8 protein-coding genes and 3 pseudogenes are annotated in these 11999 nt (G+C 72.6%); 5 read left to right on the top strand and 6 right to left on the bottom strand.

What is annotated here, in order from left to right; all coding sequences use genetic code 11:
• Both VR44_RS23585 and VR44_RS41425 read right to left on the bottom strand, forming a co-directional pair.
• On the bottom strand, positions 1-3096 hold a 3096-nt coding region (locus VR44_RS23585; protein ID WP_045949576.1), incomplete at its 3' end, for a non-ribosomal peptide synthetase.
• A gap of 198 nt (positions 3097-3294) precedes the next feature.
• Entirely contained in the window at positions 3295-4245 is a 951-nt protein-coding gene (locus tag VR44_RS41425) for a CPBP family intramembrane glutamic endopeptidase (RefSeq protein ID WP_094191864.1), read from the bottom strand.
• Positions 4246-4359: 114 nt separating this feature from the next.
• Here VR44_RS41425 and VR44_RS23575 point away from each other — a divergent pair, with 114 nt between their 5' ends.
• Together VR44_RS23575 and VR44_RS23570 are read left to right on the top strand one after the other, a co-directional pair.
• On the top strand, positions 4360-5601 hold the full coding sequence (locus VR44_RS23575) for a sensor histidine kinase (protein ID WP_052713789.1): 1242 nt from the start codon (positions 4360-4362) through the stop codon (positions 5599-5601).
• Positions 5589-6362 (top strand): response regulator transcription factor, encoded by a 774-nt coding sequence (locus tag VR44_RS23570; RefSeq protein WP_094191863.1) that lies wholly within the window; start codon positions 5589-5591, stop codon positions 6360-6362. The genes VR44_RS23575 and VR44_RS23570 overlap by 13 nt, the downstream gene beginning before the upstream one ends.
• Before the next feature lie 136 nt (positions 6363-6498).
• Here VR44_RS23570 and VR44_RS23565 read toward each other — a convergent pair whose 3' ends face one another.
• On the bottom strand, positions 6499-7350 hold the full coding sequence (locus tag VR44_RS23565; RefSeq protein ID WP_045949575.1) for an SDR family oxidoreductase: 852 nt from the start codon (positions 7348-7350) through the stop codon (positions 6499-6501).
• A 97-nt stretch (positions 7351-7447) separates the two neighbouring features.
• Between VR44_RS23565 and VR44_RS23560 the strand changes: the two genes are divergently transcribed.
• Both VR44_RS23560 and VR44_RS45230 read left to right on the top strand, forming a co-directional pair.
• Entirely contained in the window at positions 7448-7831 is a 384-nt protein-coding gene (locus tag VR44_RS23560) for a winged helix-turn-helix transcriptional regulator (protein ID WP_045949574.1), read from the top strand.
• 122 nt (positions 7832-7953) lie between these two features.
• Positions 7954-8187 (top strand): hypothetical protein, encoded by a 234-nt coding sequence (locus tag VR44_RS45230; RefSeq protein ID WP_052713788.1) that lies wholly within the window; start codon positions 7954-7956, stop codon positions 8185-8187.
• Between the two features lie 204 nt (positions 8188-8391).
• Here the strand turns inward: VR44_RS45230 and VR44_RS23550 are convergent, their stop codons facing one another.
• Positions 8392-8943: a YceI family protein gene (locus VR44_RS23550; protein ID WP_045949573.1), complete on the bottom strand. Its 552-nt coding sequence runs from the start codon at positions 8941-8943 to the stop codon at positions 8392-8394.
• A gap of 458 nt (positions 8944-9401) precedes the next feature.
• On the opposite strand from VR44_RS23550, the pseudogene VR44_RS23545 reads away from it, so the two are divergent.
• Positions 9402-10161: pseudogene (locus VR44_RS23545) on the top strand (class I SAM-dependent DNA methyltransferase).
• Positions 10162-10640: 479 nt separating this feature from the next.
• On the opposite strand, the pseudogene VR44_RS23540 reads toward VR44_RS23545, so the two are convergent.
• Positions 10641-10895: pseudogene (locus VR44_RS23540) on the bottom strand (nucleotidyl transferase AbiEii/AbiGii toxin family protein); the annotation flags it as partial.
• A pseudogene (locus VR44_RS23535) lies at positions 10892-11266 on the bottom strand (hypothetical protein). The pseudogenes VR44_RS23540 and VR44_RS23535, both read right to left, overlap by 4 nt.
• Positions 11267-11999: the final 733 nt, after the last annotated feature.

The raw sequence follows: 11999 nt of genomic DNA, 5'->3' as shown, positions 1-11999 counted from the left end.
GGGCTCGCCGACGGCCGCGGCGAGGGCGGCCGGGGTCTTGTGCGCGAACACCTCGCGCAGGGTGAAGGAGAAGCCCCGGGCCCGCGCCCGGCTGGTCAGGCCGAGGGCGGTGATGCTGTCGCCGCCGAGCTCGAAGAAGTTGTCGTCCGGGGTGGCGGGGGTGCCGAGGGCTTCGGAGAACAACTCCGCGAGGGCCAGCTCGGTGGCGCCGTACGCCCGCGCGGGGTGCTCCGGACGGGCCGCGGCCTCGGGTACGCGCAGCCGCGCGCGGTCGACCTTGCCGCCCGGGGTGAGGGGCAGCCGGTCCACCGCCACGAAGGTGCGGGGCACCATGTAGCCCGGCAGGACCCGTCCCAACTCGGCCGCCAGCGCGTCCGGTTCGGCCACCGGGCCGCCGTCGGCCGGCGGCGCCACGAAGGCGACGAGCCGGCGGGCTCCCCCCGCGGGGGCGTGCACGACGACCGCGGCCTGCCCCACCGAGGGCTGCCGGCCGAGCACCGCCTCGATCTCACCGAGTTCGATCCGGTGGCCGTTGATCTTCACCTGGCGGTCCACCCGCCCCACGAACTCCAGTTCGCCCCGTGCCGTCCAGCGCACGAGGTCGCCCGTCCGGTACATCCGCGCACCGGGCACACCGGAGAAGGGGTCCGGCACGAAACGGTCGGCGGTCATGGCCGCGCGCCCCGCGTACCCCTGGGCGAGACCCGCACCGGCCACGCAGAGCTCGCCGGTCGCTCCCGGCGGCAGCAGCCGCAGCCCCCGGTCGACCACGTACGCACGGTGGTTGACCATCGGGCGCCCGATCGGCGGGATCCGGCCGTGCGAGGGCGCGGCCACCCTGTGCATGGTCACGGACACGGCCGCCTCGGTGGGCCCGTACGCGTTCCAGACCTCGCGGCCGTCCGTCGCCCAGCGGTCCACGGCGTCCCCGGACGGGGCCTCACCACCGGTGGACAGGAACCGCAGCGCGGGCAGTCCCGCCGGGTCCAGCAGCGGCAGGAGCGCCGGCGGCAGGTCGGCGACCGTCACCGCGTGATCGGCGAGCAGCGCCTGGAGCCGGTCGACGTCGACCCGCTCGGCCTCGGTGGCGAGGACCAGGGTGGAACCGCTCAGCAGGGAACCGAACACGTCCAGGACCGACACGTCGAACGACAGCGAGGCGAACCCGAGGAACCGCTCGGCGCGCCCGGCGCCGTCGCCCGCGCCGCACAGCGCGAGGTGGCCGCGTACGAAGTCGACGGCCGCCGCGTGCGGGACGACGACGCCCTTCGGCTCGCCCGTACTGCCCGAGGTGTACAGCAGGTACGCGGCGGACGCGCCCGGTACCGGCACGGACCTCCGGCCGGAGCGGGACCCGTCGGCCGGCCCGCTCGCGTCGACCACGCCCGGCAGGTCGTGCGGCAGCCGGTCGCGGCTGCCCGGCCCGGCGACGACCGTCCGCAGCCCGGCGTCGCGCACGATGTACGCGATGCGCTCGGCCGGCAGGCCGGGGTCGAGCGGCACGTAGCAGCCGCCTGCCTTCAGGACGCCGAGCAGGGCCGCGACCATCGCCGGGGAGCGCTCCACGCACACGCCGACCGGGGTGCCCGGTCCGACGGCCGGCCGCAGCCGGTCCGCGATGTCCTCGGCCCAGGCGTCGAGCTCCCGGTAGGTGACCTCCTGACCGGCGCAGATCACGGCGGCCCGCTCGGGGCTGCGCGCCGCCACCTCCTCGAAGAGCGTGTGCAGCGACGCGTCCCCCGCCACGGGGCCGGCGCCGCCCTCGGCGAAGGCGGCGAGCCGCTCCTCGTCCTCGGTGGTCAGGAAGGGCAGCGAGCCGACCGGAGCCTCGTCCTCGGCCGAGGCGAGGGCGACCAGGAACCGGGTGAACCGCACCCGCAGCGCTTCGAGTCCATCCCGGTCGACGTCGGCGGCGTCGCCCTCGGCCTGCACGGTCAGCGGGCTGTCGCCGCCGCGGTCGTACACGTTGAGGGAGACGTGCTCCACCGGGCCGACCGAGAGGTTGTGCGCGGAGGCGGGAGCACCGGCGAAGGACAGCTCGTAGTCGAAGGACATGAGGTTGACGGCGGCGTCCCACAGCCGCGGTCCGGTCCCGGTGAACTCCTCGATGCGGTACCGCTGGTGGCGCAGGGCCTCCTTGATGCTGGCAGAGGTGCCGCGCACCAGCTCGCCGACGGTCGTGTCCGCGCCGACGGCCAGCCGCAGCGGCAGCACCTTGGAGAACATGCCGGGTGTCCGGCGGGCGTCCGGGGTGGTGCGGCCGGTGACCGGCAGGCCCAGGACCACGTCCTCGGTGCCGCCCGCGCGGTGCAGGTGGGCGGCGGCCGCGGCCATCACCAGCGCCGACCAGCGCGTACCGTGCCGGCGCGCCGCCTCGCGCAGGGTGTGGGTGTCGGCGGGGTCGAGGTCGCCGCTCACCCGCACCGTCGTACCCGAGGCGGGAGCCGGGACGCTGCCGGTGAAGGAGACGGGCTCAGGTGCCCCGTCCAGGCGGACCCGCCAGAACTCCCGGTCCTCCGCGCACCGCTCGGAGGCCGCGTACTCCTCCTCCTCGGCCACGATCCGCTGCCACGGCGCGCACTCGACGGCCGGCACGGGCTCGCCCGCGACCAGCGCCGAGTACACCTGCGCGGTCCGCCGCGCGAGGATCGAGCCGGTCACCCCGTCCGCTACGAGGTGGTGGTAGCCCTGCATCCAGCGGTAGGCCGCCGGACCGGTCCGCACCAGCAGGTGGCGGCACACGTCCCCGGCCCCCAGGTCCGTAGGCCGGGCCAGCTCGGCGCGCATCAGCCGCTCGGACTCGGCGTCCGGGTCCGGGTGGTCGCTGACGTCGACCGTCTCCATCCGCAGCGGCGGCGGCCCGGCGGGTATCTGGTGCACCACCCCGTCCACCTCGGCGAAGCGGACGCACAACGTCTCGGTTCCGGCCACCATCGTGCGCACCGCCTCGGCGAGCAGCTCCGGATCCACCGCCCCGCGGATCTCCAGGTACTCGGCGATGGTGTAGTCGAGGCGGGTGGGGTCGAGCTGCTGCGCGAACCAGACGCCGTTCTGCGGCGGGGTCAGGGGCAGCGACCGGCGGTCGTGAGTGGCCATGCGGGGGTCAGTCTCCTCAGTCGGATCGGTCGATCAACGACGACATGAGGCCACTGTCCGCGACGGCCGGACGCCCTCGAAAGTCCCACAAATACGCTTCTTGACGAGCCCCGACGAGCCCGGAGAAATCCTCGGTACCGCGATCCCGTGACAGCCGGAAGCGGCCCGATGTGCGGCCCCGGCCTCCGCCCACGCGCCCTACGGCGAGAACCGCTTGGACACCCCGGACACCCCGGACACCTCCGGCACCCCGGAGCCGCCCTCGCCACCGCCACCGCCCCCGGCCACCACGCCGAGCCCGCCGCGGCGCCGGTACGCCAGCCAGACGCCCACCACCGCGAGGGCGCTCGCCGGCCAGGTCGCGACGCTCAACGGCCCGGCGAGCAGCGGGTCGACGAGTGCGCCCGAGACGCGGCGGGTCAGTGGCAGCGCGAACTCGTTGAGCGACACGTGCGCGGCGACCGCCGCCCACACCGACCCGGTGGCGAGCCGGACGGCCGCGATCACCGTTCCGAGCAGCATCGCGGTCACCACCGCCACCGGTATCCCGAGCAGCACCGGGTGGCCGGGGTAGCTTCCCCCGAGCGCGGTCATCGGGACGTGCCACGCCCCCCAGATCGCCCCGCCGAGCAGCAGGCCGCGCATCCTGCCGCGTCGCACCAGCCTGGGCAGCATGTAGCCCTGCCAGCCGAGTTCTTCCCCGAAGTACAGCGGTACGGACACCAGCGCGCTCAGCACGAGCGGCGCGACCGTACCGGGCCCGGGCAGGTGCGCCGGCCGGTACCAACCTGCCGGCGTGGAAACGGCCAGTCCGACGGCGGTGAGGCCGAGCGGGACCATGAACGCCGCCGTCACGCAGCGCAGTTCGTGCCGCCACGGCGTGGCCCGCACGAGTCCGAGGACCCGCACGGCCTCGCGCGCCCCCCGCCGGTGCGCGGTCAGGCCGAAGGCGGTCAGCGCCGGAACCAGCATCATGAGGATCATGCACAACGCCGCGAGCGGCGGCGTCTCCTGCGCGGCGCTCGTCCGACGCAGACCTTCCACCCACAGGGGCACCATGGTCAGCCACGCCCCGACGAAGCTGATCACCAGGAAGGGGACGAGCCCGGGGCTCGGGCTCGGACCTCGTCGTGAGTTCGTTCGTTTCATGAGGGCGACGCTACGAACCACGGCCTGACCGGGGCGATCGCGTGCGCTCCCCTCCGCATGGTGTAGCCGGCTCCACTGTGCCGGCAGGCCGGGGGAGGAAGACTGGGCGGCGTGATGGATCTTTCAACGGCCCGTACCCACGCGCTGCGCTCCGCCCGTGCCGCCCGATACTGCGCGACCGTCGCCGCCCGAGGACTGGCCCTCATCGTGCTCGTACCCGTACTCGTGTACTCGGCCGTGCTCTGCCTCGTCGGCGTGGGCCTGCTCGTCATGCCGTTCGAACTCCGGCTGCTGCGCCGTCTCGCCGACGCCGAACGCACCCGCCTGGGAACCTGGGCGGCGACACCCGCCACGCCGGCCGGACCGCACGCCCGAAGCACCTTGACGGCCATGCTGTCCGAGCCCGCGACCAGCCGCGACCTGCGCTGGGCACCCTGGATGGCGGTCGCCGGAACCCTGCTCGGATCCATCGGCGCGGCGCTCTTCGTGTTCCCGGCGGCCGTCCTCGTCCTGATCTGCCTCTGGTGGCTGTTCCCCGCCGACGATCCGGTCCGGCCCCTGCTGGACGTCCCCGTCGACAGCTGGGCATCCGCGGCCTACGCCGGAGCGCCCCAGCTCCTGCTCAGCCTGCTGCTCGCCCTGGTCGGCCCGCCCCTGATGGCCAGGCCGGCGGCGGCATCGAGCAGGCGGCTGCTGGCCCCCTCCGCCGCCGCGGTACTCGCCGAGCGCGTGGCGGCCCTGGACCGCACCCGCACCGGAGCGCTGAGGGCGCACGGCGACGAGCTGCGCCGCATCGAACGCGACCTGCACGACGGCACCCAGGCCCGGCTCGTGTCCCTCGCCATGCAGCTCGGCCTCGCCGAACGGGCCCTCGGCTCCAACCCCGCGGGGGTGGGCCCGCTGCTGACCCGGGCACGGGAAGGCGCCGAGGAAGCGATGGCCGAACTACGCGACCTCCTGCGCTCCGTCTACCCGCCGGTCCTCGCCGACCGGGGCCTGGCCGACGCGCTCTCGGCCGTCGTCGCCCGCTGCCCCGTGCCCGCCACCGCGCACCTCGCCGACCTGGGCCCGTTACCGGCCCAGGTCGAGGTCGCCGTGTACTTCGCCATCACCGAGGCACTCACCAACGCGGCCAAGCACAGCCACGCCCGCTCCGCTTCGATCACCCTGGCCAGGGTCGACGACACGCTCCGCGCGGAGATCACCGACGACGGCCGGGGCGGAGCGGCCGAGGGCCACGGCACCGGGCTGCGCGGCATGCGCCGACGCATCGAGGCGGTCGACGGCACACTGCGGGTGCAGAGCCCGCCAGGCGGCCCCACCGTCATCACCTTGGAGTGCCCGTGCGCATTCTGATCACCGAGGACAACGCACTCCTCGCACAGGGGCTTTCGGCGCTGCTGGAAGCCCTGGGGAACGAGGTCCTCGCCATCACCCAGGACGCCGAATCCTTCGTGACGGCGGCACTCGCACACCGTCCGGACGTGGCCGTGGTCGACGTCCGCCTCCCCCCGACCTTCACCGACGAGGGCATCAGAGCCGCCCTTCGCGCCAGGGAACACATCCCCGGCCTCCCTGTCCTCGTGCTCTCCCAGTACGTCGAGGACACCTACGCCCGAGAGCTCATCGCCGACGGCACCGGCGTCGGCTACCTCCTCAAGGACCGCGTCGCCCGCGTCGACGACTTCCTCGACGCCCTCCACCGGGTGGCGGCCGGCGGCACCGCGCTCGACCCCGAAGTGGTCCGTCAGCTCATGGCGACGGGCGCCGACCCGGCGACGGGCGCCGACCCGCTGACGCGGCTGACCGGCCGTGAACGCGAGGTACTCGCGATGATGGCCCAGGGACACGGCAACTCCGAGATCGCCCACCGCCTCGTCGTCACCGAGCGGGCCGTGCACAAGCACGTCGGCAACATCTTCGCGAAGCTCGACCTCCCACCCGAGGACAGCGGCCACCGACGCGTCCTCGCCGTCCTCACCTACCTCGGCGCCCCTCACAGACCCTGGCGCACGGTGCGGGCGAAGCCGACCGCCGCACCCCCGGACGCTCCGGGGCGGCCGCCCGCGGACCGGCGGCACACGGCGAACAGGCCGAGCGCTGAAACGACCAGGTAGGGGCGGGAGCGGGCATGGCGCACGTACTCGTCGGCGTCTGCTCCTGACGGTGCCGTATGGCGGTGAGGGCGGTCTGGGCGCCACAGGGCGTCACACTGTGTGGACGGGCCGCCGCACCGGCTGGTTCACCCGGCACTCAGCGGAAGGCCGCGACGTTTCGGGCGACCCAGCTGTCGAAGGGGCGCGGGCCGCGGCCCAGGACCCGTTCCACGTCCGGGCTGATCCGCAGTTCGGCGGCGTTCGGGGCGGAGATGATGTCCAGGGTGTCGTCGGCCAGTTCCGGCGGCACGAACCGGGTCATCTCGGCCTTGGCCTCCTCACGAGTGAGTTCGTGGAACCGGACTGGCACCCCGAGCGAGGCGGCGATGACCTCCGCCTGCCGGCGCGGCGTGATCACTTCGGGGCCGGTCAGCTCGAACACCCCGCCGGAATGCCGGCCGTCGAGCAGACAGGCCGCCGCGACCTCGGCGATGTCCACCGGGTCCACCACCGGAACCCCCACATCGCCGAAGGGCGCCGCGACCGTCCTCCGCGTACGGATGGACTCCGCCCAGGCCAGTGCGTTGGAGGCGAAACCACCCGGCCGCAGGACGGCCCACTCCAGACCTGACTCCCGCAACGCGTCCTCCACCGCGCGCATCGCGATCCGCGACGGACCGAGCGGCCTCGTGGCCACCCCCTGCGAGGACAGGAGGACGACGCGACGGACCCCGCCGGCCGCCGCCAGGCCGATCACATCGGCGACCCGGGATTCCGGGGCGTGCAGCTCGCCGGACAGCAGGAGGAACAGGGCCTGCGCCCCCTCCAGCACGGCGGCGAGACCGCGCGGCTCGGCCAGGTCGGCCGACACGTGCCGGACTCGGGCCGGTACCGGTACCGGTACCGGCGCCGCGTGGCGCGACACCGCCGTCACCTCCGCACCCGCCTTCGCCAGGGCCTGCGTCAAAGGGCGGCCCACGTTTCCGGTAGCCCCGGTCACCACAATCATGTTCTGCTCCTGGTCAGTTGTGTTGTGTGCTGTGGCAGCCGACGCTAGGAGGTGGACTTACTTTCCGTAAGGACATACCCAGAGGTAAGCTCCGGGCATGGGGGAAGGCGCGCAGCTGAGGCAGGCCGGGGCGGACGGGCCGTATGAGGTGTTTCACACCGACTGCCCCGCTCGCGACGTCGTCGACCACGTGACCAGCAGGTGGGGCATCTGGGTTCTGATCGCCCTGCGGAACACCAGCCTTCGCTTCTTCGAGCTGCGGGACGGCATTCAGGGCATCAGCGAGAAGATGCTCGCCCAGACGCTGCGGACACTCGTCCAGGACGACTTGGTCTGGCGGGAGGTCGAACCAACGACACCGCCCCAGGTCACCTACGGACTCACCGCGTTCGGCCAGGACGTCGCCGAGCCCCTGACGGACCTGTTCGACCGGATCACCCGCCGGCTGCAGCCCGACCGACGTCCACGGCGGAACGCCTGAGCGCGACACGACGGCTGGACCCGGGCCCGGGTGCGGGCCCTGGCGGTCAGCGTCCGGCGCCGAGCCGGTCGCACCGCCGTGCCCCCCCCGGACGGGGGAGGAACGCCGCCCTCGGCCTGTTGATGGCGCTGGTCGCCCTGCTGCTGGTCCGCCCGCCGGCCGGCCGGTGGCTCCGCTGGGGTGCGTCGCTGGTCTCCTGGGCCGGCATCCTGATGCTCAGGTCCGGCGTCATCGGCTTCGGCGCGCGGGCAGCGGGCCTGGCCCCCGGGCTGTGGGTGGCGGGCAGGCGGAGGCGGCGGTCGGCGCCACAGGGAGACGGAGAGCGCCGGTCGGCTGCCGGCCTCGCCGCAGCCTGACTCGTGGGGCAGCCGGGCACGTTCGCGGAGGAAGGCGAGGGACTCAGGCGGCGACCTCGTGGCCCGATCGGACAGCAGCCGGGGAAATCGGGCCGGCGGAGCCAACGGCTCTCCCAGCCGACCGGAGGCGGCCGGCGGCCCATCAGCGAGAGCGTGAAGATGGGCCGGGGGCCCTGAAGAAGGCGGAGGCCGACTCTACGGCTGCTAAGCCTGCTTGATCGCGGAAAGGTCGAACTCCAGGACGATCTTGTCGCCGACCAGGACACCGCCGCCTTCCAGGGCTGCGTTCCAGGTCACGCCGAACTCCTTGCGGGAGATGGTCGCCGAGCCCTCCAGTCCGACCCGCAGGTTGCCGTAAGGGTCGACGGCGTTGCCGGTGTACTCGAAGTCGATGGTGACCGGCTTGGTGACGTCCTTGACGGTGAGGTCGCCGGTGACCCGGTACTCCGTGTCGGACTTCCGCTCCACCTCGGTGGCGCGGAAGGTGATGTCGGGGAAGCTCGGCGCGTCCAGGAAGTCGTTGGTGCGCAGGTGCTGGTCGCGCTGTTCGACACCGGTGTCGATGCTCTGGGTCTTGATCACCACCTGGCCGGTGGACTTGCTCGGGTCGGCACCGTCCAGGTGCGCGGTGCCCTCGAACTCGTGGAAGGCGCCGCGCACCTTGGTGACCATGGCATGGCGGGCGACGAAACCGATCCGGGTGTGTGCCGGGTCGAGGACGTAGTCCCCGGTGAGCTCGGGGAGCGAGACGGCCATGACAGGTACCTCCGCGGGGTCAGGACCCCGACGGTGGCCCGTCGGGGTCGTTCCCCATCACGCTAGGGGGCACGCGGTGCCGGTCCGGGCGGAACGCGCGTGGCCGTGAGGATTCCACCCTGACCGGTGACCCGGCCGCCCCCGATTTGCCACCCCCGGCCCCACACGGGCACCGCGTACCACGCGGCACCCATGGGAACGTCCTCACCCTGTCCCCGGGTCGGTTGCGGCTGACCTGTAATGGACGCGTCGGGGCCGGCTCGGTCCAGGCGGCCTCAGCACCCCTGACGAAATGATCTCCAAGGCGGTCGGATCACTCCGGAATTGATGGTCCGAGGTACGGGGCGGTCGGCCGAAGCCCCGGCAAGGCGACGACGAGACGTGGGCGGTGCACCCTGTGCCGCGGAGAACGTAAATGCGTCGACAGCGCCCCTAAGCGCCCGGCAAAGTGGCCACCCGTGACGAGCAGTGAACTGTGGACCCGCGCGACCGCCGACCGCTATGACGCCGAGGAAGCCGAAGCGTCCTCAGCTGCCGTTCTCGGACCGACCCTCGCCTTCCTCACCGACCCTCGCCTTCCTCACCGAGCTCGCCGGAGACGGCCGGGCGCTGGAGTTCGCCATCGGAACCGGACGGGTGGGAGTCCCACTCCGGGAACGCGGCGTGCCGGTGGTGGGCATCGAGCTGTCCGAGCACATGGCGGCGGTGCTGCGGCGCAAGATCGACGAGGACACCCTCCCGGTGGTCATCGGAGACATGGCCACCACCGTCGTCCCCGGCGGGTTCACCCTGGTCTACCTCGTCTACAACACCATTTCGAACCTGCTCACGCAGGACGAGCAGGTCGAGTGCTTCCGCAACGCCGCACGGCATCTGGAGCCCGGCGGCCGGTTCGTCATCGAGCTGGGCGTGCCGCCGCTGCGGCTCCTGCCGCCCGGCCAGGTCGCGGTGCCGTTCGACGTCTCTGAGCGGCACCTCGGCTTCGACACCTTCGACCTCGTCGAGCAGATCCTCGTCTCGCACCACTTCACCCGCGAGGGCGAAGACGGCCCCTACCGCCGCGAAAACTCCCGGCACCGATACGCCTGGCCGGCGGAGCTCGACCTGATGGCACGGATCGCCGGGCTCGAGCTGGAACGCCGCGTAGCGGACTGGAACGGATCCCCGTTCACCCAGGACTCCACGAAGCACATCTCCGTATGGCGCAAACCAGCCTGAGGCCAGCCACGGCAGGCCGTCAACGCAGGCCGTGCCTGTCTTGAAACCCCTACTGGCGGTCCAGACTTCGTCAGCAGATCAGCGCGCATCCGAGGACGCGGAAGGAACCGTGGACGTCATCGCGGACCTCCCAACGGCCTTGCAGGCGACCCCTCTCGCCCTCAACACGCAGGCTGCGCTTGAGCCGATGTGGCGCTTCATCCGCAAATGTCGCTATCGATGAAAGTGCTTCAAAATGGTGTAGTGCTCGTCTATCGTTGCAGGTCACGAAGCCTGCTCCCCGCGCCCGCGGGGATGACCCCAGGCCCAGCCGGGCCGCGCCCGACCGGCTGCTCTGCTCCCGCACCCGCGGGGATGACCCCCTGTGGACTGTCGTGGAGACGGTCCGCCGGGTCTGCTCCCCGCGCCCGCGGGGATGACCCCTGGCTCCGTTATCAAGAAAGTTCAGTCCCTTCCTGCTCCCCGCGCCCGCGGGAATCCATGAGACGGGGGGAGAGCGGGTCCACGCCGATGATCTCCACGTGCCAGCCGCGTGCGGTCAGGCCGCGTTCCAGGCCGGCGGCGATGTCGGCCATGGGAGCGGGGTTCTCGGTGGCGATGTCGAGGTCCTGGCTGACGCGGTTGACCAGGCCGTGGGCCTGGACGGCGTACCCGCCGACGAGGACGAGGGCGTAGGGGGAGTCGATGTCGATCACGGCGGCGAGGTGCCGGCGGTGCAGACCGGTGAGGTTCACGCCGCGGCGGATTCGGCCGAGGCTGCCAGCTCGGGGAAGGCTTCCTCCCAGGCCTGCCGGACGTGCCGGCTGACCAGGGTGCGCAGGACCGGCCACTGGGCCAGGAGCAGGTCCCGGTGGAGGAGCTTCACCAGGTCCTCGTGCTGGCCCTCGGCCAGGACCGTGCGGTACAGGCCCATGCGCAGGCGCGGCCGGTCCAGGTAGTAGGAGCGCAGCCCGGACCACGCGACGTGCAGGGGCAGGTCGACCACGCCGTGCACGGGCCCCGCGAGCTCCTCGAGGGTGGCGGGGAGCCTGCCTGCCTACCGGGCGCGCAGTACCTCGGCCGCCGACGGGCGGGGGGTGGGGGTGGGGCAGTGCGGCGTGACCATGGCCCTGACTATCCCGCGTCCCGTCAGTCCCCGGTAGCGCAGCCGCGTCATACTGCCCAGTGGTAGGGCTGGCGTCCGGCGGCATGGTGGGCCGTGACCCCGGCTGGGGTGCGGGGTTGTGTCGCTGACGTTCCAGTGACGTTCTCTTGGGCGGCGTTCTTCAGCGGTGCGTGCGGCCCACGGCATGGGGTCGGGCGAACCGGGGGTTCGGTGTGCAACAGGTAGGGGGAGGAGGGCGTACGAGCACTGGTTGCGCCAGGCGCCGCACTCGGGTGGTCGGCCGCACTGTGATCCAGCTGATGATCACGGAAGCAGTCCGTGAGGTCTCGACCGCCGCTCGGTACGACGTGGGGTGCGATGGCCTCGGAGAGCCCAGTGCTGGACCGTCGTAGGGGGCTGGCGGTGGCTTGTGCACGTATATCGCTGGTTGGCGGAGCGACGGGCCAGGGCCTCCGACAGGGACTGGTCAAGGCTCGCCATGGCGTCGATTCGAACCCCGAGGAGCCCCACGATGAGCGATGGACGGAACTGGCCTTTTGAGCCGCGGCTCTGGAACACGGGTGGAATGCGTAGATTGCCGGATTCGGCGAAAGTGCTCGAATCGGCGGCACTCCCCGACTAGAGTCCCAGGTCAACAAGCCTGCTCCCCGCACCCGCGGGGATGGACCCCGGCAGCGGGTTCTCCCAGCGGGTGGCCTGCTCTGCTCCCCGCACCCGCGGGGATGGACCCCGG

The organism is Streptomyces katrae (assembly GCF_000966975.1).
Classification (GTDB): Bacteria; Actinomycetota; Actinomycetes; order Streptomycetales; family Streptomycetaceae; genus Streptomyces; species Streptomyces katrae.
The sequence above is the reverse complement of the archived record's forward strand: the minus strand, read 5'-3'. Positions and strand labels throughout refer to the sequence as shown.